The sequence below is a fragment of the Streptomyces sp. H39-S7 genome, from assembly GCF_027158205.1.
Taxonomy (GTDB): Bacteria; Actinomycetota; Actinomycetes; order Streptomycetales; family Streptomycetaceae; genus Actinacidiphila.
The window spans coordinates 191910-217775 of the sequence record NZ_JAPVLU010000011.1; the positions used below are offsets into that span (position 1 = coordinate 191910).

Sequence of the window (25866 nt, forward strand, 5' to 3'; positions counted from 1 at the left end):
TCTGAAGCAATCAGTTAGCCTGCTGCTCAAGCCTCTTCCTCATGCCTGTGACTTGTGCCGACGCCTCGGCCGTCTTGGGGCCACCCGCTCCGCAGTCGGAGGTGGCCGAAGAGGAGGCGGGCCCTGGGTCCAGGGCGTCGCGGACGGCGGTCAGGATGTCCTCGGTGTCGGCGCCGAGCGCTCGGGCGGCGGAGGTGAAGTCCCGGGCCAGAGTGATGAGATGCTCGGCATCGTGCGCGTGCGGCTCGGACGGGAGCGCCGCAACCCGGGTGCCCGCGCCACGGCGGGTGCGGATCAGCTCGGTGGCCTCCAGCTCGCGGTAGGCGCGGGCCACGGTGCCCGGCGCCAGACCGAGGTCGGCGGCGAGCTGGCGCACGGTCGGCAGGCGCTCGCCCTCGGCCAGCCGGCCGGTGCGGATCAGCGCGGCCAGCTGGGCGCGGATCTGCTCGTACGGCGGTACCTGGCTAGTGGTGTCGACGCGGACGACGGGGTCACTCATCTTCGAAAGTCCCATCGTCGGCTGCCTCGTCATCGACCGCCCGGGGTGCCACCACAGTGATCAGGGACCATCCGAAGGTGAACAGGCTCAGCAGGCCCAGGGGGCAGATCACCACGATGGTGACGGCGCCCAGCGGGCCGGCGCAGGCATTCTCGGTGAGCGCGACAAAGATCATCAGGACGACGAGTAGCACCTGGCTCGACACGAGCAGCCCCCAGGCTCCGGTGATCGCCCACGCGCGGTTGCGGCGCTGCTGGTCGTCTCCCGGGCCGTGGGCGATAAGGCGCAGGGCCCAGACACAGGCGGGGGTTCCGACCGCGAGGGCGGCGAACATCGGGCCGCTGTAGTACAGGCCGGGCCAGGGGCCGAGGGAAGCGGGCATCCCTTCGCAGGTGACGGTGATGACACGCCCTGCACTGCCTATCCGGGCGGGGTCGGAGGAGGCCGTGACCGCACCGATCGCCAGCAGGGTGGCGAGGGACGCCGCCTGCAGAAGAAGCAGGGGCGCCATATGGGGCGGCACTTGGTCTCGGATCAGGCGCGGGGCGAGACTCGCGGTGCGTACGGCTTCCTGGGGACGCAAGGTCAGGGCGTCGCCGAGCAGGACACCACCCACCGCGCACAGGCCGAAAGCAGTGATGGCGAACACGAGGGGCATCGGGATGTCGCCGCTGTCCATCGTGGCCGTCTGCTGTGCGGCCACGATGCCGATGGCCAGCCCGGACCAGCGGGCATAGTGGTCGGCGTGTTCGAGGAACCGGGACTGGAGCGGGACGGTATCGAGCATATAGAGATCCCCCCAGATCATCTTGCATCAAGCGGTGGGTACAAGATGCCCCGGTCGGGATCTTGTGTCAAATGCTCGATACAAGGCGATGCAAGTGGGACATCTTCTGGCACAAGGGATTCCCTCCGGCGTAACGCCCTCCGGAATCCAGGGGGGGTGCCCCCTGGGCCGGCTCAACCCACGGTAACGACGCGGGATTCCGCATCGCGCGCTCCATCGTGTGCCGATCCACGTTATGTGCATGACCATTCCCCCCTCCCCCCGCGGCGTACCAGATCACCCGAGACCAGAGGCGGATCGGACCAGACCACTTGAGACGCAGACCATATCGACGGAGACGGGACACCGCGACACGCGATGCGGCAGGCACAAGACTCGCAGCCTGTCTCAACGAACCGAGTCCACGCGTCTCACCCAATCCAGTCCACGCAGGTCAGCAGCACGCGAACGACTGACGTCGATGAGACAGGACAGCGACACCTGCGCGCCGGTACACATACCCATCTGCCTCCGCCGGAGTTCCTCACCGCCGGATCGGAACGCCCCAACAAGATCGCCAGAGCGCGCCGGGACGTACACCGCTCGGCTCCAGGAGACAGGCTCTAGGCGCAATACCGGTGGGTTTGCCGCCTCGCAGAGCATGTCGTGGGCGGCATCGCAGCTGGTAAACGGTAAGTGGGCGCCCTCAAGTAAGCGGCATTGGCTCTGGGCGCGCATGTCGGACACGAGCCGTGATCGACATCGACGACTCCATGCGTGGCCGTAGGCCAGACGTCCGGGAGCTGGTGGAGCAGATCGGTGGCACATCGGCCGCATTCGCATTCGATGCTGACCCGCTGAGCGCGGTCAGCGTCCTGGACGACTACGTGCAGACGCTGCCACTTGGGGCCTTCGAGGCGGAGGCCTGGATTGCCCTGCATACCGACCGACCTGTCTGCGTTCGTCACCGTGGTGTTGCTGGACACGTACGGAGGTGTCAACCGGGCACGCCTGGACGAGGCTCTGCCGACGGGCTGGGAACTGGTAGTTGACGTCGTTGGCCCGAACGCCCAGAACCGTGTGATCGCGCCGATGTCTTTGGTCCACCAGTACCTTGTACCGGTCCCTCAGAGGACCCCTCGTCTGGCGGAAGCCGTAAACCACCAGGTGTCCAGTCGCGCCGGGTGATCGGTGGTGCGTGTGGATGGCTCTCATTCCCACAAGGCCGTGCGCGTTGACGCCGCACACGTGCGTGAGTGGCACTCGCAGTCCAGAGCCGGTCCAAGTTGCAGGCCGTCAGGGCTACCTGGGCAGCCGCTGCTGCTCGGTGCACCCCTGTCGAGTGATGAGGGCGGCAAACCGTGCGAGCTCCGGCTACGACTTGGCGCCAATCAGGCGGGAGCGATGTTCTCTGCCGTCGGACCTTTTCGGCTCGGCGCGACGTCGAAGGTCACCAACTGGCCCTCGATCAACCCAAGGGAGCCCTGGGTGGCGATGTTCGAGAAGTGGGCGTACACGTCGGCGCCGCCACCGTCCTGCTCAATGAAGCCGAAACCCTTTGCTGCGTTGAACCATTTCACGGTGCCAGACGCCATGTCGCATTCCCTTCGGAGCACTACGCCCGCCCCACAATGCGCGGAAACCGGGTCGCAGCAACACAATGATGCCCTTTCCGGAAAATGACCGGAAATATTTAAACAGTCCCAATGGCTGAAGATTTCAGTAAAAGGGAGCTTGGAATTTCGGGAATCACACTACACTGCGGTCGACACTAGCATGCCGCAGTCACCGGGAGTGCATTAAGTCATTCTTTTCGGATCATCGCGATAAGAACGCTCCCCGCATGGCACACGAAATCCTTACGTCGCGATCCCAGGTATTAATCCTCCCCGAACGCAACGTTTCAGTTCTCCTCAGCCGGGCGCAATGGGGCATCGTCATGCGAGCGGTACTCCCGGGACCGCCTGCGCGGCAACCCCCACGAGCGAGACGCTTTGCAGCGTGACGAGGGTCCGGCGCGGACGATTTCCGTCCGCGACCGACATCGGCGTCAGCGCACCGAGCACCGTCGCGGACGTGGCGCCCCACATGCTCTCGGCTGCCAGGAATGGGGACTTGGTCTGACAGTTGACCAGCGTGCCGAGCGCGAAGCCCGACGACGTGCTCGCGGCCACCGCCAGCGTGAAGCTGCCGTGCAGTCGGCGAACTCATGGTTGCGGAGCAGGTCCCGGTAGCCGGCCTTCGAGAGTCGGGAACACAGGTCGGCCCAGGGCGTAGGCGAGGTGGTCTTCGCCGTCGACACAGCAGCCGGTCGGATCCCCCGGCACGGTGAACTCGCGGACTCCACGGACCCACCGACAACGGCCGCCAGACCAGCTCGCTGGGGTCAGCGGTTGTGACGGCTCCGGCGGCGGGCCCCGAGAACGCCGGCCGCCCCGACGAGCAGGAGCGCTCCGGCGATCGTCGCGGGCATTACCGGGGACGCCCCGGACTCGGCCAGTTCCTGGTCCTTGCCGGCACTCGGCGCCACCGTCGGCTTCACCGTCGCGCTGGGCTTCGCTGTGGGCTTGGCTGTGGGCTTGGCTGTGGGCTTGGCTGTGGGGGTCGGGGCGGGCGTCGGAGTCGGTGTGCCTTTGACGACCCTGAAATCGACGTCAGTGTCCCCTCCGAAGTCAACGCACCCATTTTCACGGGTCGGGTCGGGGTTGGCTACAGAGCCACCTTGGGCGATCGCCAGATAGGTATCGACCGGCGCTTCCTTGGCAGCCCCGATGCGGAGGTTGAACGTCACCTTCTGACCCTTGTCAAGTTGAAAGGACGGCAGTTTTATCTCCGGGTGCGCGCCGATCTTCTCGAGCACCCAGCCCGTCGATGTCTGACGCTCCACGGTCAATCCACCGACATACCTCCGGCCCCCCTCGACGCCGAGGTAGAGCGCGTGCCGAAAATCCTTCACCTGCGGGCCAGAAGGGTTGGAGTAGGTGATTGCGACGGCCTGGGGAGCACCCCCGGCTCTCAGCCTGGCCTGAGACAGACCGGTGATCGCGACCTTCAGGTAGACGAACCGCTCACCGCCACTGCAGGCCAGGTCCTTACCCGAGGTCGCGGTCGCCGTGCCGGTGGTGCCGAGCAGCGTGATACTGCCCAATACCGCAACAGTTGCCGCCGCCACGGCGCGAGGAATCCGCTTCATCGTAGGCCCCAGTCCCCAGTCGTTGTCACGAGGGCAGAAAATGCCCTGGAGGGGCGACCCTAGGCGCCCTGGGGAAGCGGCGTAAGGTGTCGCGGGTCATGAAATCTGGCAGGTAATTCTCACCGGATCAGTACAACCAAATCCGGAGTTCCGAGTTGGGCACCGCATCACCACCGCGGCCAGGGCCTCGGCAAAGTCATTGGGTGTCTGTGTTATGGCGATATCAGCTATCTGGAGCGCTGACGGCGCCGCCGTCGCGGGGCAGGTGAGTGGCGGCCGTTTTCAGCTAACTCGGTGATCGCCACCGGTACGCTCGCGGCCATGGATGTCGACTACGCCGGGGCAGAGAGCGCCTACTGGAACCCGCTTCCGGCGGCCCGAGAGATAGTGACGCGCTGGCGCGGTGGCGCGGGTGGCCTCTCCATCGGAGAGGGAAGGTGGGAGGACCGAAACTGGCTCAACGTCCCTGGCCCGTTCTACACCGGGGAGACCGACGACGGCATGAACGGTCCGGTCTACGCTCCCCGTCTGGTCTTGTGCGGCGGCGACTGGGGCATGGAGTTTGTCTACCGGCAGCCGCGAACCTCTCAGGAGGTGGAGACACTTCTCGACGTGGCCTGGGGAGAGCCCATGGGTGGCTATGCGTGGGACGGCGACGACCACTGGAGCGAGGATTCCGTCCGCGAGTGGTGGGCTGGCCGAGCGCGGGTCCGCGAGTGGATACACCGTCAGATCGCACGGCGTTCCGCCAGCGGGAGGGCTCAGGACCACGAGGACGTTCCAGCCCTTCACGAGTTCGCCGCGCATGTGGACGGCCCGTTGGAGCGGTATCTGCGCGGCTACCTGTATTGGCTCATCGAACGTCGTGAACCCGCCGCTGAGGTGACGCTTCCACAGCTGTGACCGCGCCCGTTGCCCGGGGGTGTACCGAAGTTCGATCACCGCTCGCTGCCGGGCTTCTACGGAGGCCCATCGAACCGGATATGCGTCAGGCACGAGTTCCCAAGATCATGTAAGTCTCTACGCCACATGACCGCTTGGGAACACCGTGTCTGCTGCGTCATCATTACCGATCCTGCCTGCCCTTGACCAGCTCCGCCATCAGCGGCCAGCCACGCAGGCCGAGCATCCTGACCTGCTGGAGCGTCTCGCCCAGGTGCCCGACCCACGAGCCCCGCGCGGGATTCGGCACGCCCTGGTCTACGTCCTGGCACTGACGGCCGTGGCGGTGCTGACCGGAGCCACCTCTCTGCTGGCGATCAGCGAGTGGGCCTCCGACGCACCGCAGCCGGTGCTTGCCACCCTCGGGGGACGCCTCGACGTCCTGAGCGGGCGTCACCCCGTGCCCGACGAGGCCACGATCCGCCGCGTCCTGGCCCGCGTCGACGGGGACGCGCTGGATGGGGCCGTCGGAGCTTGGCTGGCGGACCGCCGCCGGGCCACACCCCGAACCAGCGGCCTGTGCGGACTCGCAGTGGACGGCAAGAGCTTGCGCGGAGCCGCCCGGGCCGGCGGCCGGAGAATCCACCTGCTTGCCGCGCTGGACCACACCACCGGGCTGGTCCTCGCCCAACTGGACGTGCAGGAGAAGACGAACGAGATCACCTGCTTCCAGCCGCTGCTGGACGCCGTCGCCGACCTGGCCGGCATGGTCGTCACCAGCGATGCCATGCACACCCAGCGCGAGCACGCCAACTACCTTCTGGTGCGAGGCGCGCACTACATCGTGATCGCGAAGGACAACCAGAAGAAGCTGCGTGAGCAGCTCAAGTCCCTCCCTTGGTGCGAGATCCCGCTACAGGGCCGCACGAGGTCGACCGGCCACGGACGCTCCGAGATCCGCCGGATCAAGGTGGCCACCGTCGACAACCTCGTGTTCCCGGGAGCCCGCCAGGCCGTCCAGCTCAAGCGTCGCCGCGTGAACCGCAAGACCGGCAGAGCCACCATCAAGACGATCTACGCCGTCACCAGCCTGACTGCCGAGCAGGCCGCACCGGCCCACCTCGCGGCGCTCGTCCGCGGCCACTGGAAGATCGAGGTCCTGCACCACATCAGGGACACGACGTTCGCCGAGGACGCATCCCAACTCCGGACCGGTAACGCACCCCGGGTCCTCGCCACCTGGCGCAACCTCGCCATCGGCGCCCTACGCCTTGCGGGGACCACCAACATGGCCGCAGGACTTCGGCGCAACGCCCGCGACGCCAATAAACCCCTCGCACTCCTTGGCCTCACATGATCACGAAACGGACGTCACACGACTTTGCCGAAGCCCTGCCACCGCGGCCCGCGAGTTGTTCGCCGAACGCGGCGTCGACGAGGTCACCACCCGGCAGATCGCCGATAAGGTCCCTTCGGCACCGATACGTTGTTCCTGTACACCAAGACCACGGGCGCGCTCCTGCTGCTCGTCCAGAACTCCCTGTACGCCGAAGCCTGGAGCAAGGCCGGCGGACGCCGAGAGTCCACCCGCCGCTCCGGGTGCGGTGATGGCGATCGTCCGACCGGTGGTCGCATGCAAACCGGGTCCCTGTCGGCAAGGGGCGCGTCTACCTGTGCGAGATGGTCTTCGGTGACGCCGCAGAGCCCCGCCAGCACCAGGCCCTGGTCATCACCGCGCGAACCGAGGAGGCCGCCGCCTGGGGCCGCGCCGGGCGGCCCGGCGAGAGCGATGCCGCGGTGCTGGCGCGCGTCGTGTCCGCCTTGCCGTTCCTCCCAGTGGCGGCGAGCGTGAACGCCATCGCGAGCGTCGACGAGATCCCTGCGTGCCATCCAAGACCAGCTGGCGGTCGTGCCGCCGGCGAGGCCCCGACCGGCAGCGCTACGATCGCCGGGCATTCACGGCCTCGCCGGGGTGTCCGCGATGCTCGACGGTGGGCGGGACCGGCGCGCGCACGCCGTGCGGGGTCGGGGCCCGACCCCGGTCAGCGGGCTTGCGTCAGGGCCGCGTGCGCGGCGGTGAGGATTTCCTCGGAGAGCGGGGAGCCCTTGGTGGCCCGGGACAGGACCAGCGCGCCGAACAAGGTGCACAGCCGGGCGATACCGTCCCCGCCCTCGCCCCCTTCCTCGTCCTCGCCGGGGGCGAGGAACGCAGCGAAGTCGAGCACGCCCTCCGTATAGACGCGGCGGGCCTCGCGGTCCTCGCCCCCGCGTGCGACGTCGACGGCGAGGGCTGCGACCGGGCAGCCGTCTGCCGCGTCGTCACGGTGTTCGACGGAGAGATAGGCGTCGATCAGGGCCCGCTGCGCGGCATCCCGCCGCCCGTCGTACTGCTGGAGCTCGACCGCGTAGCGCCGGGCGAGCTCAGCGAAGGCGTGGGCTGTGGCCTCGTCGACGAGCGCCTCCTTGGAGGCGAACTGCTTGTAGAAGGCGCCGTGGGTCAGACCGGCCGCCTTCATCAGGTCGGCGACGCTGACCTGCGTGCCCTGCTCCCGGAACAGCCGGGAGGCGGTATCCACCACCCGCCTGCGATTTTCCTCCGCCTGTGCCTGCGATACGCGGCTCATGACCACCTCCCGTTTGGATGTCGACTGGCATCTATCATAGTCCCATGTTTAGATTGGATGCATAATCTAATTGGCTGCGGGCAGCTGACAGCACCCGCCAGGACCAGGAGCAGACATGGAACTCAAGAACGCGGTCGCGGTCGTCACCGGCGCCAACCGGGGGCTCGGACGGCATCTGGCCGCCCAGCTCGTGGAGCACGGCGCGAAGGTCTATGCGGCGGCCCGCCGCCCCGAAACAGTCGACCTGCAGGGCGTCACCCCGCTGCGCCTCGACGTGACGGACCACGAGTCGATACGGGAGGCCGCCCGCATCGCCGCCGATGCGACGCTACTGATCAACAACGCCGGCATCTCCACCGGCGCGATGCTGATCGGCGGCGACCTGGACGAGGTACGTCGCGAGATGGAGACCAACTTCTTCGGCCTGCTCGCCGCCACCCGGACCTTCGCCCCGGTCATCGAGAGCAACGGCGGCGGCTCCGTACTCAACGTCCTGTCCGCCCTGTCCTGGTTCCACCCGGCCGGCCTCGGCTCCTACGCGGCCTCCAAGGCCGCCGCCTGGGCGCTGAGCGACGCGACCCGTGAGGAGCTGGCGCCGCGCGGCATCACCGTCTCGGCGCTGCACGTCGGCTACATGGACACCGACATGGCCGCCGGCGTGCCCGCCGACCAGAAAGTCGCGGCCGCCGACGTCGCAGCCCAGGCCCTGTACGGCATCGAGACCGGCCTGCCCGAGATCCTCGCCGACGACACCAGCCGGTACGTCAAGCAGAGCCTGTCCGCGGCACCCCAGTAGACCGCAGGCTGACGCCCACCTCACCCCGGCGCCACCGCCTTCCTCGTCCCGGCCACGGAACGGGGGGCGCCACGTCGCGGCCGGACATCTCCTAACCCGGCAACCGCCGCAAGAACGTGGGCTGAATATGGCCGTCGTCGACACCATCCTGGCGATCTCCGAGGAGACCGGCGTGATGCCCGCCCAGGTGGCGGTGGCCTGGGTGCGCGTGCCGCCCATTCCGTGGTCACGCTCGTCCCGACCATCGGCCCGCGCAGCCTCTCCCGTGCGACAACTGCCTCGGCACCCTCGACGTCCACCTGACCGATGAGCAGTACACCCGGCCGGCCGCGGTCAGCCGGTGCCGATCGGCGTGTCCCACGAGGGGATCGGCGCCTCCACGGGCCGCCGCCGGGGAGGCGCTGCCGACCGGATCACCTCCCCGGTCGTGCCGGTGGCCGGATGGGTGAACGCTGAGGACGCAGTGCGCCCCGCGCCGCACGCAGAAGGACAACACAGACTCGTTCGTACTGGGAGACGCCCGGGGCGAGCGAAGACCCCGCCCCTCCCCGGACGGAACACGGAACGGAGACGACGATGAGGGCTTTCATGGTCGAGAAGTACGGTGACGCGACCACCATGCGCGCCGCCGAGGTACCCGACCCGCGGGTGGGCCCCGACGACGTCCTGGTCAAGATCCACGCGGCGGGCGTCAACCCGCTGGACATCAGGATCCGCAACGGTGACTTCAAGTTGTTCATGCCCTACCGTCTGCCGCTCCTCCTGGGCAACGACCTCGCGGGGACCGTCGTCCGGGTCGGACCGTCCGTCACCCGCTTCACGGTGGGTGACGAGGTATACGCCCGGCCCGGCAAGGAGCGCATCGGCACCTTCGCCGAAATCCTCGCCGTCCACCACGACGACCTGGCGGCCAAACCCGCCACCCTCACCATGACCGAGGCCGCCTCCCTTCCCCTGGTCGCGCTGACCGCGTGGCAGGCCCTGGTCGAACGGGCCCACGTACAGCCGGGCCAGAAGGTCCTCATCCATGCGGGCGCCGGCGGCCTCGGCTCTATCACCGTCCAGCTCGCCAAAGCGCTCGGCGCGCACGTGGCCACCACCGTCAGCACCGCCAACGTCGACCTCGCCAAGGAACTCGGCGCCGACGAAGTCATCGACTACCGCACGCAGGACTTCGCCACCCTCCTCGACGGCTACGACGTCGTCCTCGACAGCCTCGGCGGCGAAAACCTCGCCAAATCCCTGCGTGTGCTCAAGCCCGGCGGCACGGCTATCTCCGTCGCGGGCCCGCCCGACCCGGACTTCGCCCGCGCACTCGGCGTGAACCCGGTCCTCCGCCTGGCCATGACCGTGCTCAGTTTCAAGACCCGACGTCAGGCCAAGCGCCTCGGCGTGACGTACTCCTTCTTGTTCATGAAGGCCAGCGGCGACCAACTCCGCGAACTCACCCCCCTCATCGACACCGGGAAGATCCGCCCCGTCATCGACCGCGTCTTCCCGTTCGACCAGACCCTCCAGGCCATGGAGTACGTCGAAAAGGGCCGCGCGAAGGCCGGCAAAGTCGTCGTCGCCATGACGTAGGGCGGGCGCGCCGGCATCGACCGGCTCCGCCGGATCACCACCCGCGTCGAGCAAGGCCGGTCACGGGCATGGCGCCCGGCTTCGGCAAGGCCGCCCAGCGGGCCCAGCACCGGGTCCTACCTGCCGCCGGTACTCGTGGGACGGCTGGCGGTGTGGGAGCCGTACCAGTCCAGACACAGGACCGTGGCGTCGTCTTTCGGTGGCAGGCCGTTGTAGGCGTCCGCCACCGCGGCGACCAAGGTGCGCACGACTTCGCGCGGGTGCTCGTCGGCGGTCTTGCGGAGCAGGCCCGGCAGGTCGACAGTTGCCGCTTCACGGTCCTGCATGCCGTCGGTGTAGAGCACCACACGGTCACCGGGGCGCAGGTCGAGATCCTGCACTTTGTAGGGGCCTTGTCCGGCGACGCCGAAGGGCAGGTTCACCCGCAGGGTGAGCTCGTCGACCACGCCGTTGCGCAGCCGCAGTGGCCCGGGGTGGCCGGCGTTGACGAGCTGGGCGCTACTGCCGTCCAGGGCGATGCGCACCAGTTGCCCGGTGACGAAGGTGCGTCGGCCGTGGTCGAGGAGGGCCTGGTGGGTCTGGCGGGCCTGTTCGACCAGGTCCGCGCCTGCCCGGCGCGCGCCGCGCGAGGCATTGACCACGAGGGTGGCCATGAGCGCGGCGTCGACGTCGTGGCCCATGGCGTCGGTGACCGACAGGTGCAGGGTGTCGTTGTCCAGGCTGTAGTCGTAGGTGTCGCCCGCGATGTCGGAAGCCGGCACCAGGCCGCCGGCCAGGGCGAACTGGTCCGCCTCGCAGGAGGAGGCCGAGGGCAGGAGCTGGCGCTGGATCTCCGCGGCCAGACTCACCGTGGTGGTGCGGTTGCCCCAGTGGTAGAGGTCGGTGAAGCGGCGGTCGGTGACGATGATGTACGCCAGCGCGTGCGCCGCCGCCTCCACCTGCTCCAGCACCTCCGGGGTAGTGCGGTTGAGAAACAGCTCGAGGACACCGACCGTGTCACCGCGGTTGGTCACCGGGGCAAGCACCCGCTGTCCCTGTTCCCCCTTCACCGTCGTGTGCACCAGTTTCTGGGAGCGCAGGACTTCGTCGTACACGTTGCTGCCGGCGAGCGGCACCTGCTCGGCCTGGCCCCCCTGGGACGAGGACGCCTGGTCGCTGACGCGCAGCAGCCGCCGGCCCACGACGTCGACGAACAGGAACGACACGGACCGCGCGGCGAACCGGTCGCGCAGGTAACGCGCCACGACATGGAGAGAGCCCGTGGGCGCGGCGCCCTCCGCTGCTGCCAGCACATCGGCCAGCCCTATCCGATCTCCCATCACAACCGCCTCCTTCAGTTTCGGACCTTGACTCGTCTTCCCCGGAGCAAGCCAGCCTTCACCTGTGCGGCACGAAACCTTGGGAATCGATGCGCTGACCAGCAGTTTCCTGCACCGGCGCACCATGCGGCAGGTCCGCCAACGCCGCGAAAGACCGCGATTCGGTTCGGGCAGGGTGTTCTGGGCGGCTTCGGGATCGTTAACGGCGACGGCATGTCCCGGCCGAGCCTGCGGGGCGCAAGCGGCGGATGCACTGGGCGGTCTGAGCCTGGGAGGCCTCAACGTCGGCTCCCCCCGCGCTTGAGCCACGGCGCGCACCCCACCCGGCGCAGGCATATAAAGGCCACATAAAACCAGGGCGCATGATCAGTGCGGGTTGGGGAATGCGCTGCTCAGGAGGTTGATAACCATGGGTCCACTGCTTTTGGTTCTACTGCTCGCGCTCATCTTGTTCGGTGCCGGCTTCGCCCTGAAGATCCTTTGGTGGGTCGCCGTCGTCGTTCTGGTCGTGTGGCTGCTCGGCTTCGTTATGCGCGGCACCCACGCCGGCGGCGGCCGGGGCCGCTGGTACCGCTGGTAGCTGACCAACACCCGTACAACGCAACGCCGATGGGCCCGACCGGTAGACCGGTCGGGCCCATCGGCGTGCCTCGCTCGTGACTGCGAAGTGAGCTGTTCGGCTCGCCAGGCCGCACTCGGGGTGGGCGCGGGCCGGTGTGGGAGCCGTCGACGTCCCCACCCGCAACAATGGCCCCATCACTACCCGCCAACTCTGACAAACCACCGTGCGGCAGCGGAGTGGGAGGATTCGCCCCGGAGTACCGGGTCGAAGAGCCGGCCGCATTTCCCCGGCCACGATCGCGCCCCGCTCCCCCGCCGCCTCACCCGCCCCTGAAAGAGCAAACCCCCCACCAACACACCCGCTGCCAGCCTGTCATGCCCCACGGTCACCCCGACTACATGATCAAGACTGCACGTCGCAGGACATATTGACAGCAGTTGGCCACTCGCCACAGAACGGGGGTCAGATCCGCTCCCCGCAGGCGGGCCCTCGAGCGTGGTCAGGCCGGGCGTTCGGGTGGCAGGCCAAAGGCGGAGAACAGATCGGCCCGGTGGAAAGCGAGGATGGCGGTCACCCCCTCCTCCGACAACGTCAGTACTTGCAGGTACCGGGCGTGGAATCGGTCGTCGTCCCCGCGGCTGTACAGGGCGAAGGCGGGCTGGCCGTTGGCGGACGTCTCCACCATGACGCGCCGTCCGTCGCCGGGCGTCAACTTGGCCGCCAATAGTCGCAGCACGTCCTGCCGCCCGTTGAACCAGGTCGGGACCGGTGGCATCTCCCAGCGGACGTCCTGGGTCAGGAGTTCCTCGAGGGCCACCAGGTCGGCCCGCTCGAAGGCTCTGGCGTACCGGTCGAGCAGATCCCGTCGCCAGGGATCGTCCGGTTCGCTCACCTGCTCCTCGGACGGGGCGATCCGGGCGAGTTCGGCCCGCGCGCGCTGCAAGGAGCTGTTGACGGCCACGGTGGTCGTATCGAGTGCGGCGGCGACCTCGGCTGCGGGCCAGAGCAGCACGTCCCGGAGGATCAGCACCGCGCGCTGCCGTGGCGGCAGATGTTGCAAGGCCGCGATCATCGCGAGCCGCAGGCTCTGCCGGGTCCCCACGACGGTTGCCGGATCGGCGCTCATCCCGTGATCGGGAAGCGGTTCGAGCCACGTCGCCTCCGTCATCGGCGTGTCCAGGTCGTCCGGATCATTTCCGGGCGCGCCCAGCGCCGAAGGCACCAGACGGCGGCTGCTGTGCTTCAGGGCGTTCAGGCAGAGCCGGGTGGCGATCCGGTACAGCCACGTCCTGACCGAGGAGCGCTGCTCGAACTCCGCGAAACCCTTCCAGGCGCGCACATAGACGTCCTGCACCACGTCCTCCGCGTCGTGCCGTGAACCGAGCATCCGGTAGCAGTGCACAACCAGCTCGCCGCGGACCTGTGCGAACTCGTCCTCCAGGTTCATCGGAGCTCCTTGACCGGTTCCGGGCGGGCGACGGACGCGCCCGGTTCCCCACCGTGCCGCACGCTGACGCAGAGTCCCGACGCGGCTCCCAGCAGCGACAGTACGCCGCTCGCGGCGAAGGCCCGGGTGAATCCGGTGGGGAAGGACCCGTAGCCGCCGGCCGAGGTGAACGCCGCGGCCAGGACGGCCACGCCGACGGCTCCACCGAGCTGCCTCATCATGCTGTAGACACCGGACGCGAGCCCGACCGACTCGCGGGGCAGTGCGCCGATGGTCGCGCTCTGCGTCGCCGGCAGCGCCATGGAGACGCCGCACCCTGCCAGGATCAGTGGAGGCACCAGGTTCACGTAGTGGGGCGCGTCCGCGCTCACCAGACTGATCCAGAACATGCCGGCGGCCTGGAGTGTCAAACCCCCCGCGACCAGGGGGCGTTCGCCGACCCGGTCCACGAGGCGGCCGGCCAGGGGCGACACGAGGAACAGTGTGCCGGTCCACGGCAGCAACCGCAGCCCGGCTTCCAGCGGGCCGGAGGAGAAGGCCGTCTGCATGTACTGAGTCATGAAGAACACCGCGCCGAACAGTGCCGCGGTGAGGAAGAAGGCCGCCGCGTTGCCGGCCGAGAACGTCCTGGACCGGAAGAAGGACAGCGGCACCATCGGTTGTCGCGCCCGGCTCTCCCAGACCAGGAAGGCCAGGAGCACCAGGCCGCCCACCGACAGCGAGCCGATCACCTCGGCGCTGGACCAGCCGGCCGACGCTCCCCGGACCACCCCCCAGACGATGCCGAGGACGGCCAGGCTGATCAGGGCGACGCCGGGCAGGTCCACAGGGCGGGCCGCGCCCCTGCTCTCACTGATCCGCAGCAGGACGCACGTGACCGCGACCGCGCCCACGGGCACGTTGATCCAGAAGATCCACTGCCAGGCGAGACCCTGGGTCACGGCGCCGCCGACGACCGGTCCGGCCAGCACTCCCACGCCCGTCAGGCCGCTGAAGACACCGGTCGCCCAGCCCCGGCGTTCGGGCGGGAAGGCCGCGCCGATCAGGCCGATCGCCAGGGGCATCACGAAGGCCGCGCCGATCCCCTGCACGGCCCGGGCCGTGATCAGCCACTCGATGGACGGGGCCAGCGCGCAGGCGACCGAGGCAACGGAGAACAAGCCCAGGCCGGCCGCGAACATCCGCCGCCTGCCCCAGCGCTCGCCCAGCGCCGCCCCGACCATCAGCCACATCGCGAAGCTGAGGCTGTACGCGTTGACCGTCCATTCCAATTGCTCGATCGAGGCACCGAGGTCCCCCTTGATACTGCTCAGCGCCGCCGCGACCACCAGCGCGTCGAGCGCCACCATCAGCGCTCCGAGCGAAGCCAGGCTCAGCACCCAGCGCTGCCCGACGGTTGTTCGGTTCCTGCCGTCCACGAAAGGTCCTCCAGAAGTCGGTGTCACTGATATCGACAACCCGGAGGGCTCGGAGTCATCGCTGCGATGAGTCCCCGGTGTGCGTGTTGTCGATACCGGTGAGAGCGAACCGTTCGCACCGAGGAGAATCTGATGAGCGCAGGTGATCCGCTACCGGACCACGCCGGAATCCGCCGACGAGAACCAGCGCCTGATCGAGGGCGTCTACGCCGAACTCGCGACAGCCGCACCCGTGCTGCGGTACAGCAGCTTCCGGCTGGCCGACGGCGTCACCTTCGTCCACGTCGTGGACGGAGCGGGCCTGCCCGAGCTGGCGGCGTTCCAGGAGTTCCAGCGTGAACTCGACAGCAGGCTCGCCGGCGACGTCGCCCGTGAGGAGGCCACACTGATCGGCTCCTACGCGGCCGCGACCGCGACCAACCGCGGTTGAGCGCCGGGCGGGGCCGTGCGGAGCCGCGGTCGCCGCAGGTCCTGCCGGTCCCGTCCGCATCCGCCGAGCAGGCCCGAGCGCGCGACCACGTGGGCCGCGTGGGTCATACTCCCCACCGCTCAGCCGCGCACTCGTGCACCCGCAGGTCGGCTACGCGAGCGGCTGATCGACAGCGCCGTTGCGGCCGCCCAGGTACCCGATCACCCGTGACCCGCGAGCGGGTCACGACGGCCACCATCCGTGTGAATTGGGTCGGCGGCGAGGGCGCGGCTCAGGAAGGCGGCGAGTTGCGCGGTAGCGCCGGGGTCGGCCTGCGCGAGGCGGCCGACGAACGGCAGTTGGTCGTCGTCTGCAGTGCCCGCGAGGGCCAGCGCGGACAGCAGGGCAGCATGAGCCATCAGCGCAGCGGGCAGGGCCCCGTCGGCCGCCGCCCGCATGGCGGGCTCGGCGTAGTGGCCACGACGGGCGGCCAGCGCATGCGCCAGCCACGCGTCGACCTCGCGGGCCCGCCAACTCCCATGGTGGGCCAGTAGGTTGCGCGCAACCTCATCTCCGATCTGCGGCACTGTCTCCTGCAGTGCCCCCTCCCGGGCCAGGCGCTCCAGTTCGTCGGCACGCCTGGCGGTGTTCTTCCACTGCTGCCGCGCGGCCTTGTCGGCTGCGTCGTACGCGGCTTGGGCGCGCTGTTCGTCCTGGGCGGCCGCGTCGCGGGCCGGGTCGTAGACACCGCCGACCTGTGCGAGGAGTTGGCCGATACGCTCCCATTCCGCTACTTCCGCGGCACCCCGGCCACCGTCGTCGGCGAACGCCTCGTGGCGCAGGTCCTGGCGGCGGCTGAGCTGCGCGTGATCAAGCGCCTCGGCCGCTTCACGGTGCGTCATGCCCCGGGCTCGGCGGCGGACCGCAGACCTGCCGACCTGTTCCCGGTCGACCGGTCGCACGGAAGGGAGACGGTCGCCACGTTGAGGTCTCATTCCTATCCCTCGCATTCGAGAAAATAATGGTACACCGCCGCCATTAACTCGCCCGTTGCCCATCACGGCCTTTGTTTTATAGCAGCTTCAGCGAGAAATCTTCACGAAGAAATCGAGATCAAACCAGCGGCGACCTCATCAACCTGAAGCTCGATCGTCCTCCGCTGATGGGCGGGTGGCAGGGACGTCACCACCCAGGCACTGGCATGACCTGAGGGAGGCCGGCTGAGGGCGGGCGACGCAGGGGGGCTTCGACGTATGCGCGGAGGTCCTGGCCGGTGCCGGCAGTTCCTGAACTCGCCGCTCGGCATACCGCCGAGCCCCCGGCCCGACACCGCCCTGCACCGCCTGTACGGTCAGGGGGCCTTCTTCGAGTCCGACGCCGGCCTGCTGGAGTTCTCGCCCATCGGCGCTCACCCGGCCCTCGCGCATATGGGCTGTCGACAGGGCTGGCCACCCGTTTCCCCTCCCCCGGGCTTCGGCTCCGGCCGGCCGCAGGGCTGCCGGAGCGCCGCGCGTCCATCCCGCAGGCGGATGCCCAACGGTCCCCTTGCCCGGCTCAACAGGATGGCCGCGGCTGCGGTCCTGCGCCTTCTCCGCACTTTGCGCGGCACCGCCCCATCACCCACACCCTGCACCCCGCCCGTAGCCGCCCAAAGGCACGGCGGTACCCGTCAGGAGGAGGCGTGGGCGTTGTCCTTCGCCATGATCGAGCGTGGCTGGGCCAGCGGGGCGCCGATGTTGCCGGCATCGTGGCTCCCTTACGACCACCCCCTTCACCCAGCTAGCCGATCTCCTGACCGGTGCGGCTGCAGCCGTGGCTGAGCGCCTCAACTCTGCCAGCCCAAAGGGCCGTCCCGTAGCTGCTGGTCACAGAACTGCCCCGGGTGCGGAAACTGCGTAGCTACTGAGTTCGCGATGCCGGTATCGTCCGGTCTCCCGATCCGCCGTACCAGCGGCCTACGTACAGGAAGCGATGCACATGACCAGCCGGCAAGCAACGACGACCCTGTGGCGCCCCACCGGCCCCAAGGAGCTGGATCTGGTTCGGGAGCTGAACTGGCGTGCGTAGCCGCCCCGACTGTCCGAGCAGCCGATCTTCTACCCGGTCCTGAACGAGGACTACGCGATCAAGATCGCCCGGGACTGGAACGTGAAGCACGACGGTGCCGGCTTCGTCACTCGTTTCGAGGTCGAGTCGGAGTTTGCGAGCCGGTATCCCGTCCAACAGGCCGGCGGGGAGACGATCCTCGAGCTCTGGGTTCCGGCCGAGGAGCTGGACGACTTCAACGCTCACATCGTCGGCGAGATCCAGGTGGTCCACGAGTTCCGCTGAGGCGGAGAAGGGTGCTGGGGCGGCACGCCCGGTGCGATGATCCCGGCGTGGCTGGTGTGATCACGGCGTCGGAGCCGTCTTGGACAGCCCCGTTCACCGGGCTGAGCCCGCGGGCCTTCGGGAAGCTGGTGACCGTGATGCTGCGCGAGGATGCGGACGTAGTCCGCAAGGGCCGACTGTGGGGCCTGTCTTTGGCGTGCGTCGAGGCGATAGTGAGGCGCGCGGTCGCCACCGGCGTCTTCGGCTTCCCGGCTGAGGAGGCCGCGCAGATCGCAGTCGCCACCCTCGGGTCCTCGCCGACCGGCGTCGAGCAGATCAGGCTCGTGGCCTTCGACCAGCAGGCACATGACCTGCTGGTCGCTGCGCTCGCTTCCTAGCGCCCTCGATCGCGCCGTCCGTTCCCATCCATCGTGTCGGGAAGCCGTGTCGGCGAGCTGCACTGTGACACCTACGGTTTGGCCGACGAGGTGATCGGTGATCCGGCCGGGGCTGCGGAGTCCGGCACTCCCGCGTAGTCGGGCAGCTCGACGCCGTTGATCGCACGCCCGACCAGCTCGGTGAACCATTCCCCGGCGAAATCGGGGAGCGGCTCGGCGTCCGGCCCGGGGAGGTCGCGGCTGTGGGCGTTCAACCGGCCGATCTCCTGGTTGGCCTCGACGAACGAGCGCATCCGCGCCTCGTAGCGGGCGAACCCGGCGTGGGGGTCCCATCCGGCAGCGGCCAGCTCTCCGGCCAGCAGGTACGCGCCGACCAGGGCCAGCCCGGTGCCCTGCCCGGACATCGGTGACGAGCTGAACGCCGCGTCCCCGAGCAACCCCACCCGTCCACTCGACCAGCGGTCCATCACCACCTGGGCGACCTGGTCGAGGTAGAAGTCCGGAGTGTCGTCCAGGTGCGCGAGGATGTCCGGAGTCAACCAGCCCAGGCCCGCCATCCGCTCCCGCAGCAGGACCTTCTGGGCCGCGACGTCACGGTAGTCGAAGTCGAAGTCGACCGAGGCGAAGTAGAACACGGCCATCGCCCGGGTAGCGTCCTGGATGGGCCGCAGGAGGGCAGAGCGCCCGGACTCCTGATCCTGGTACTCCAGCAGCCAGCGGTCCAGCCCGAACTCGTTGGGCACACTGTAGAAGGCCAGCACGTGCCCGAGATGGCGGAGGAACCGCTCATGCGGCCCGAAGACCATCGCTCGCAGCTCCGAGTGCATCCCGTCGGCCCCGACCACCAAGTCGAAGCGCCGCCGGGTGCCGCCCGCGAAGACCACGTCGACCCCGTCCGCGTCCTGGGCGAGCTCGGCGATTCGGTCGCCGAAGACGTACTCAACGCCGTCGCGGGTATCGTCGTAGAGCACCTGGGACAGGTCCCCGCGCAGGATCTCGATGTCCGCGATGAACCCGTCGCCCCCGTCGTCGTCGGCGCGGAAGGTCTCCAGCACTTTCCCGTCCGCATCCACGGTGTGCGCGCCGGCGGTGTCGGTGCACGCCGCGCGCACCGCCGCGTCCAACCCCATGCGCCCGATGACCTCCTTGGCGACCCCGCGCGCGTCCACCGCCTGTCCGCCGGGACGCAGCTCGGGAGCCCGCTCCACCACGGTCACCTCAGCCCCCCGCCGGCGCAGCCAGTGAGCCAACGCGGGTCCCGCGATGCTCGCCCCCGCCACCAACACCCTGGGACCGCTCACCTGCGTCACCTGCTCACCAGTCCGGACAGTGCGCTCCTGCTCGGAGTCGTCGACGCTCATCACAGCCTCCATCTGCTTCCTCCCGCGCTGGAACGTTCCCAGCACGGGCCACCGCTGTCGGTGGATCCAGCCGTATCGACCACGCGCGCGCACAAAACTCATCGGTCACGGCAGGCATTGATGCGAAACGCCGACTCCGATGGGATAGATATCAACTCAGACTGGTGCCAACCAGACGAACCAGCCTGTCAGCTGGGCCGCCGCCTGAGAATTCGCCAGATCTGCGCGCAACACAGTCAAGAAAACCTGTTCGTCCACGGCAAAGGCCATCACATCGACCTCTCAGGAGGTCTGCTGCGCCCAGGTCGCTGCCACACTCCAGCAGGAAACCCACCCGGCTCTTGGACGGTCGCCGTCCCGGCCGTGGAGCCCGCTCCGGCCCAGCCGCTGGCTGTCAGTCCCCTCAGCCCTCTCACCCCCGACCCCGGGCCCAACCACCCCGGCCCCCGCGAACCCGCCGAGGGCGACGCCACGGGGTGAACCACGGCGGGCGTAGCGGCGACGGCCCTCACCGGAGCAGGCGCCGGCCCGCTCCGCCGGCGCCGACTCCGGACCCGCCTCGACTGAGGCGGGTCCGGCGGACGGGGCGGGAATCCCCGGGTCCCGCAAGGTCACCCGTTCTACCGTCCACCGGACCATCTGGCACGGAACCTCTCCGGGTGGCTTCGGGCCGACGCAGGACCGCGGAGCTGAGCCGCAGGACCGCGTTGACCAGCCCGATGATTTCAGTGGCTGTCTGTACCCACGTCTGCCAATCGTGCACGGTGACACCCCTTCTCGCATTGGCGGGCGGATGTGCCCGCTGAATCAAGGGTGTTGCCGCGCGGATACCGGGGAAGGAAGTGGCGACGAGACGCGTACGTCGTGTACGTGGCGTGCCTGACACAGGGGTGTTGACCAGCGCACGCGCCTGCCCGCCGGGGCCCGCTACGCGTACGTTCCGCGAACGGTGGGAGGGCGGGCGTGTCCGGGGCATGGTCCAGGCAGGGGGCGGGGATGGCGACGTTCGGCAAGCAACGCTGGCCGTCCGACGGGCCGGTCCGTGCGCTTCTCGAATACCTCGACGAGATCCATCGGACGGCGGGCCGGCCCTCCTTCACGGAGCTGGGCCGACAGGTGGGGTTGGCCCCCAGCACCCTCTCACCGTTCTTCACCGGTCGGCGTCTGGTCTCCCAGGGCAACCTCTACCTCGTGGTGGAAGCCCTCGACGGCGACTCGGCCCGCGCGGAACGCCTCCGCAAACGGGCCGCCGCCGCCTGGGCCGACACACCGCAGCGGCCGGCTCAGGAGCCGGCGGCGACCACCGACCCCGTACACACCTACCTCGAAGGCTTACTGGTCGCTTTGGAGCACTGGGCGCGGCACGAAGGGCGTCCGCGCTACGTTCCTGAGGACCTCGACCTGTTCGCTCTCCCCCGCTTCGTACGGGTACGCCGCGCTGCGGACCACACCCCGGTGAGCTGGCCCGAGGCAGTCGGCCGATACCGCCACCTCGTCGTCCTGGGAGACGCGGGGATGGGCAAGTCGTGGCTGATTCGTTCGGAGACCGCGCGGCGCGCTCGTTCGGCTCTGGAGTCGCTCAGGGAGGGGGCCAATCCAGCCGCTTCGGAGATTCCAGTGCCCGTACGGGCCGACGAACTCGCCGCGCTGCCTCACGACCGTCTCATCGAAGCCCTCGTGGATCGACTCTCCGTGTGGCATCCGGTGCCACCTTCCCTCAGGAACGCGCTCGCGGCCCTGCTGGCCGGGGGCCACGCCACCCTTCTCGTGGACGCCCTCGACGAACTGCCCGGGCGCACGGAGCGGCGCCGGGTGGATCACCTTTTGTCCTACTGGAGCGAGCGGATCGGCGGCGGTCTGGTGGCGACCAGCAGAGCCGCCAACTACACCGGTCCGCCGACATCGGCTCGTTCGACGGTCGAGGCCGATCTGCTGCCCATCGGCCGCGCCGAGGTCAGCACCTTGATCGACCTGTGGGGGCTGCCCGCGTCGGCCGCCGCGGCCCTTCGGGATCGTGTGGCCTACGACGCCGCTGCCGCGGCCTTGGTCGAGGCCCCTCTCATGGCGGCTCTGTTGTGCGGTCTGGCCGAAGAGGAGGACGAGCTCCCCGCGCAGCCGTCCGCCGTGCTCGAACGGGTGGTGCGCCGGTTTCTGGGCGCTGAGAACCGCTGGCCGGCGACACCGGTGGTCGAACCGGCCGAGGTGGACCGGCTGATCAGTGTGCTCGCGCCCCTGGCCCACGCCTTCGCCTCGGACCCCGAGGGCTGGCGGGACCGTATGTCCGGGCAGCGGATCCTGACCGTCCTGCGGGGACGCGCCCAGGAGTTGACTGCGGCTGGCTATGACGCGGCGGGCGCGCTGCGGGTGTTCTCGGTCGATGCCGGCATGCTGTCGCCCGCCGCCGACCACCGGCCCGGCGCCGACGTACCGTATCTCTTCGTCCACCGGTACTTCGCGGTGTTCCTCGTCGCCGTGCACCTGTCCGAGCTGCCCCTCGGAGACCTCATCGACGAGTTGGCGGAGGACCGCTGCCTGCACGACGAATGGCCGACCGCGATAGGCATGACCGGCGGCATCCTCGCCCGTCAGGACCGCACGGCGACCGTGGTGCGGATGGTCGACCACCTGCTGTACCGCCGCATGGACCCTTTCCACGGAGCGTTGTTCACCGCCCTCCGGATCCTCACCGAGCTGCCCGATCACCGGTCCGTCCCCCGGGAACACGCGTCCGAGGTGGCCCGGCGCATCACGGACCTGCTGACACGGGAATCGGAGCGGACAACCACCGCCGACTTCCTGCGCAGGTGGCTGCCCAACCTGCCGCCCGTCGTCACCACAGCGGTGCTGGACCTGGCCCGCACCTCGGGCGATCCCCAGGTGGCTGCTGCGGCCCGGCACGGCCTGTCCATGGTACGAACGGACGAGGTCGAGGCGTTCCTGGTGGAACGACTGGTCCCTGGTGAGGCCAACGAAGGCGCCTGGCAGGCGCTGGCCGGTCGGACCGGGGAAAGGGTGGCCCGGGCCCTGCTGGAAGGGGTTCGAGGTCCGCATGGTGCCACGGTCACGGGTCCGGGCGACACGCTGGCCACCGGTGCCGTGGACCTGGTACTGCCGGAAGTCCTGGACCTGTTGGAGCATCCGGCGATACCGGTCCGGCTCAACGCCGTGTGCGCGCTGCGTCACCTCCATACCGACGACAGGGTGCTGACCGGGCTCGTCAGGGCGGCCACCGCCGACGAGGAGATCGCGGTGCGGATGACGGCGGTGGAGATCCTGGCGACGGCCCCGGACCCGCGCGCCGCCGAAGCCCTGCGTGCGCTGACCGCCGACCCCAGCCGCACGGTTGCCCAGTGGGCCGCACGCCTTCTCGACGAGGCCGGCCACTCCGCCGAACCGAGGCCCTCGAAGCGCGACACCGACGAGCGCCCGAACGACCCGCTGGACCGGGACCCGTACGCCCTCCTCGCCGCGATCACCAACGACGACCGCCCGATCGCCGCTGCCAACCGCCTCCGGGGCACGAACGACCCCGTCGTCGTCCGCGAACTGCTCGGACTCCTGTCCGACGACCGGCCGGCCATGGTGCAGGCCGCGGTCCTCGCCCTCGGTGAGACCGTCACCCCGGAGGTCACCCATGCCCTGGTCGGCCTGATGACGCACCCCGATCCCGAGATCCGCGTGGCGGTCCTGGGCGGCGCCGGAATGCCGCACGAGGCGCGCCGTCCCCGAGGTGCCCTGACTGCCGGGCTCGCGGGACTGCTGGCCGACCCCGACGCCCGGGTCAGGCACGCAGTGCTGACCCTGCTGCCCGAACAGCCCGCCGATCCAGACCTCTTCGACCCGGTCGCAGAACTCCTCGACGACGCGGACCACTCCGTCCGGAGCCGCGCCCGGAAAGTGCTGGCGGCTTGGCCACCCGCCATGACGCTCGAGCTGATCGCCGGTCGGGCAGGCACGGCCCGCCCGACCGTGTTCCTGCCGCTCTACTCCGTCGCCGAACAGCTCGCCGTCGCCTCCTGGAGCACGGTGCCCCCAGGGCGGCGGGCGGATCTGAGGCGACGTCTGGCGGAACTAACGCGCGCCGCGGCCGAGGTCCGGTCAGCGATGCCGGCGGAACCCGGGCCCGAGGACCCAGGGACACCGGACGAGCTCGTCGTCATCGCCATCCAGGGGACCAACGTCAACGGGGACCGAATCTTCACATACATCCGGCTCCCGCTCTTCCGTATCCCCTGCATCATGCACATCCTGTCGCGCCGCGCGGCGTTCAACCCCTGGGAGATCGGCGAGGTCCTGGCCGCCGGGTTCGGGGAGCCGGACGCGGAGGTCATCGCCGAGCTGGGCGGCAACCTGTTCACCATCTCGTTCGATCCGAACGACTGACGACAACTGCCGCATCCCGCTCGGGTGGGCTAGAAGATCACTGAGGATGTTGGGGGTTCTGGCCTCGGCCGGGGTGGGACGAGGTCAGTCTCGTCGGTATGGAGGGTGAGTGGGTCGGGCCCCCGGTCGGGCCCGATGTGTGGTCCACCTGGCGGGAGTTGTTCCCGGCGGTAAGTGTGTTTGTGTCCTGGCCGAACATCGCGATGCGTTGTTCCCGGCGGAGATGTTCGCGGACAGGAATCCCTCGGGGATCGCTTGCCGCCTACCTCACGCACCCGGACGCCGACGCGCGGCAGGACGCATGGATCAGATCGTGGCTGCGGGGCAGCGTCGACACCTCGTGTCCTTCGCTGCACGCGACGACAACGAACTGTGCGCTGAGGACCAATGCCGGCCTCGCCCACACCAGCCAGACTTCGGGGACTGCCTCGTGAGGTGGCTCGACGGCGAGCCCCTGGTGCGGGTAGTTGTCATCGTTCGTAACCGTGCTGGAGGGGACGTACGCCCATGAAACGTGCACACACATGCTGGTCCATGGCCGCGGCACTGGCCGCGGCCATGTCCCTCGGCCTGACCGTGGGCGCTCCGTCGGCCCCGGCCGCGGCCCCGGGGAACTCGGGCGAGGTCCACATCGCTCAGCACAACGACCCATCAGCTCTCTCGGCACGAGACCGTCGCCTGCAGCAGAACCAGGTCGCGCTGAACCAGCTCGCCAATCGTCTGGTCCCGGTCCCCGAGGACCGCAGGCGCTACGTCCCCGGATTCGCGGGCATAGTCCTGGATGTCGAGCACGCCACGTTGGTCGTGCACTGGAAGGGCACCGTTCCGGCGCGCATCACCCGCGTGCTCGCCGAGGCTCCTCGTGGGGTGGAGGCCCAACTGAGCGCGGCGACGTACTCGAAGGATGAACTCAGCCGCGCCCGAGACACCCTCTTTGCCGGGGAAACCGCCCGCAACGCCACGTCGCTGGCCGCGCACGACTGGTCCGTGCACACGGTCTCCGTTCTGCCGGACGGCAGTGGACTGCAGGCGCAGTACGACACGGGGGCGCAGCGGCGTCCGTCGTCGGCATCAAGCGGTGCGCCCTCCCGGTCGGTGCTCGAAGCATCCCTGCGCGCGGCGACGGGAGTTCCGGTCGCACTGACAGCCGGTGCCGCCCCGCAGGCGACCAATCGGTTCAACGACTCCTCGCCCTGGTACGGCGGCGGCCGTCTCACCAATCCCAATGGCACCGGCTGCACAGCTGGTTTCGGCGCGACCTCCTCGGCGGGCCACCTGCTCATCACCGCGGGCCACTGCGGGACCACGGGGCAGTACTCCGACGGCGCGAACGAGACCATCGGGCCTGTCCAGGCCGCGAAGGGCTCGCTCGACACCACGATCATCCGAGTCACGAACGGCATTTCCTCCTGGCGCTACTTCGACGGCCCATGGAACACTCAGGCCAGTAAGTACATCGACGGATCCGCGACGAACTGGACCGGCGATTACGTCTGTGGTTCCGGCTCGCAGACCGGCATCCGCTGCAACCTGAAGATCACCAACGATGACACCTCCACCGTCCAGGACGGCATCCGCATCTCCCCGGTGGTCTTGACCGAGCGGAGTTTCGCCGCGGACATCGCGGTGGGCAAAGGGGACAGCGGCGGCCCCGTGGTCGCCTCCACGGATGGCCAGTACGGCGAGAACATGACCGCACGCGGCATCATCATCGGCGGGAAGAACGAGGTCGCCTGCCCTGCCGGCGGTACGAGCGGGCCGACCACGTGCTTCTCGTCGATGGTCTATGTGCCGATCCGGCCGATCCTCAACTACTTCGGCCTGACCTTGCTCACCGACCCGACCCACCCGTAACGGCTCCCCCGGGGCCCGCCGGCGGTCCGCGGCCGACCTCAGAATCGACAGGTCGACCGCGGAC

Annotated in this window: 19 protein-coding genes and 3 pseudogenes; 11 read left to right on the forward strand and 11 right to left on the reverse strand. The window is 69.1% G+C overall.

Annotated elements, in window-relative coordinates; translation table 11 throughout:
• Positions 1-124: 124 nt before the first annotated feature.
• The 5 genes and pseudogenes from O3X23_RS13270 to O3X23_RS13290 form a co-directional block, all read right to left on the reverse strand.
• Positions 125-499: pseudogene (locus O3X23_RS13270) on the reverse strand (GntR family transcriptional regulator); the annotation flags it as partial.
• A complete protein-coding gene (locus tag O3X23_RS13275; protein WP_269271518.1) occupies positions 492-1286 on the reverse strand; it encodes a hypothetical protein in 795 nt (264 codons plus the stop codon). The gene O3X23_RS13275 and the pseudogene O3X23_RS13270, both read right to left, overlap by 8 nt.
• Before the next feature lie 1370 nt (positions 1287-2656).
• The gene (locus O3X23_RS13280) at positions 2657-2860 is read right to left on the reverse strand and encodes a cold-shock protein (protein WP_269271519.1); all 204 of its coding nucleotides are present in this window, start codon (positions 2858-2860) and stop codon (positions 2657-2659) included.
• 342 nt (positions 2861-3202) lie between these two features.
• Positions 3203-3439 (reverse strand): hypothetical protein, encoded by a 237-nt coding sequence (locus O3X23_RS13285; protein WP_269271520.1) that lies wholly within the window; start codon positions 3437-3439, stop codon positions 3203-3205.
• A 212-nt stretch (positions 3440-3651) separates the two neighbouring features.
• On the reverse strand, positions 3652-4458 hold the full coding sequence (locus O3X23_RS13290; protein WP_269271521.1) for a hypothetical protein: 807 nt from the start codon (positions 4456-4458) through the stop codon (positions 3652-3654).
• A 321-nt stretch (positions 4459-4779) separates the two neighbouring features.
• On the opposite strand from O3X23_RS13290, the gene O3X23_RS13295 reads away from it, so the two are divergent.
• The 3 genes from O3X23_RS13295 (at position 4780) to O3X23_RS13305 (ending at position 7034) form a co-directional block, all read left to right on the forward strand.
• Positions 4780-5361, forward strand: a complete 582-nt coding sequence (locus tag O3X23_RS13295) for a ferredoxin (RefSeq protein WP_269271522.1) — start codon at positions 4780-4782, stop codon at positions 5359-5361.
• Between the two features lie 145 nt (positions 5362-5506).
• Positions 5507-6697 carry an ISAs1 family transposase gene (locus tag O3X23_RS13300; RefSeq protein WP_269271523.1) on the forward strand — a complete coding sequence of 397 codons (1191 nt, stop codon included), beginning with the start codon at positions 5507-5509 and terminating at the stop codon, positions 6695-6697.
• A 55-nt stretch (positions 6698-6752) separates the two neighbouring features.
• Positions 6753-7034: a hypothetical protein gene (locus O3X23_RS13305; protein WP_269271524.1), complete on the forward strand. Its 282-nt coding sequence runs from the start codon at positions 6753-6755 to the stop codon at positions 7032-7034.
• A gap of 348 nt (positions 7035-7382) precedes the next feature.
• Here the strand turns inward: O3X23_RS13305 and O3X23_RS13310 are convergent, their stop codons facing one another.
• Complete coding sequence (locus tag O3X23_RS13310; RefSeq protein WP_269271525.1) at positions 7383-7964, reverse strand: TetR/AcrR family transcriptional regulator; 582 nt, start codon at positions 7962-7964, stop codon at positions 7383-7385.
• Positions 7965-8079: 115 nt separating this feature from the next.
• On the opposite strand from O3X23_RS13310, the gene O3X23_RS13315 reads away from it, so the two are divergent.
• Both O3X23_RS13315 and O3X23_RS13320 read left to right on the forward strand, forming a co-directional pair.
• Complete coding sequence (locus tag O3X23_RS13315) at positions 8080-8760, forward strand: SDR family oxidoreductase (RefSeq protein WP_269271526.1); 681 nt, start codon at positions 8080-8082, stop codon at positions 8758-8760.
• A 576-nt stretch (positions 8761-9336) separates the two neighbouring features.
• Complete coding sequence (locus O3X23_RS13320) at positions 9337-10341, forward strand: NADP-dependent oxidoreductase (protein ID WP_269271527.1); 1005 nt, start codon at positions 9337-9339, stop codon at positions 10339-10341.
• 116 nt (positions 10342-10457) lie between these two features.
• Here O3X23_RS13320 and O3X23_RS13325 read toward each other — a convergent pair whose 3' ends face one another.
• On the reverse strand, positions 10458-11660 hold the full coding sequence (locus tag O3X23_RS13325) for a PP2C family protein-serine/threonine phosphatase (RefSeq protein ID WP_443047838.1): 1203 nt from the start codon (positions 11658-11660) through the stop codon (positions 10458-10460).
• Positions 11661-12069: 409 nt separating this feature from the next.
• Between O3X23_RS13325 and O3X23_RS13330 the strand changes: the two genes are divergently transcribed.
• The gene (locus O3X23_RS13330; protein ID WP_269271529.1) at positions 12070-12240 is read left to right on the forward strand and encodes a hydrophobic protein; all 171 of its coding nucleotides are present in this window, start codon (positions 12070-12072) and stop codon (positions 12238-12240) included.
• A 481-nt stretch (positions 12241-12721) separates the two neighbouring features.
• Here the strand turns inward: O3X23_RS13330 and O3X23_RS13335 are convergent, their stop codons facing one another.
• Both O3X23_RS13335 and O3X23_RS13340 read right to left on the reverse strand, forming a co-directional pair.
• Positions 12722-13669, reverse strand: coding sequence for a sigma-70 family RNA polymerase sigma factor (locus O3X23_RS13335; protein WP_269271530.1), 948 nt, complete (start codon positions 13667-13669; stop codon positions 12722-12724).
• Complete coding sequence (locus O3X23_RS13340; RefSeq protein ID WP_269271531.1) at positions 13666-15087, reverse strand: DHA2 family efflux MFS transporter permease subunit; 1422 nt, start codon at positions 15085-15087, stop codon at positions 13666-13668. Before O3X23_RS13340 ends, O3X23_RS13335 begins: the two co-directional genes overlap by 4 nt.
• A 142-nt stretch (positions 15088-15229) precedes the next feature.
• Here O3X23_RS13340 and O3X23_RS13345 point away from each other — a divergent pair, with 142 nt between their 5' ends.
• Positions 15230-15517 carry a hypothetical protein gene (locus O3X23_RS13345; RefSeq protein ID WP_269271532.1) on the forward strand — a complete coding sequence of 96 codons (288 nt, stop codon included), beginning with the start codon at positions 15230-15232 and terminating at the stop codon, positions 15515-15517.
• 200 nt (positions 15518-15717) lie between these two features.
• On the opposite strand, the gene O3X23_RS13350 is transcribed toward O3X23_RS13345, so the two are convergent.
• Entirely contained in the window at positions 15718-16398 is a 681-nt protein-coding gene (locus O3X23_RS13350) for a hypothetical protein (protein ID WP_269271533.1), read from the reverse strand.
• A gap of 1075 nt (positions 16399-17473) precedes the next feature.
• On the opposite strand from O3X23_RS13350, the pseudogene O3X23_RS13355 reads away from it, so the two are divergent.
• Positions 17474-17827, forward strand: a pseudogene (locus O3X23_RS13355) (hypothetical protein).
• A gap of 47 nt (positions 17828-17874) precedes the next feature.
• Positions 17875-18021 (forward strand): annotated as a pseudogene (locus O3X23_RS13360) (IS5/IS1182 family transposase); the annotation flags it as partial.
• A 254-nt stretch (positions 18022-18275) separates the two neighbouring features.
• Here the strand turns inward: O3X23_RS13360 and O3X23_RS13365 are convergent.
• The gene (locus tag O3X23_RS13365; RefSeq protein WP_269271534.1) at positions 18276-19565 is read right to left on the reverse strand and encodes an FAD-dependent monooxygenase; all 1290 of its coding nucleotides are present in this window, start codon (positions 19563-19565) and stop codon (positions 18276-18278) included.
• A gap of 996 nt (positions 19566-20561) precedes the next feature.
• Between O3X23_RS13365 and O3X23_RS13370 the strand changes: the two genes are divergently transcribed.
• Entirely contained in the window at positions 20562-23948 is a 3387-nt protein-coding gene (locus O3X23_RS13370; RefSeq protein WP_269271535.1) for an NACHT domain-containing protein, read from the forward strand.
• Positions 23949-24455: 507 nt separating this feature from the next.
• Positions 24456-25802 (forward strand): S1 family peptidase, encoded by a 1347-nt coding sequence (locus O3X23_RS13375; protein ID WP_269271536.1) that lies wholly within the window; start codon positions 24456-24458, stop codon positions 25800-25802.
• The last annotated feature ends 64 nt before the right edge of the window (positions 25803-25866 follow it).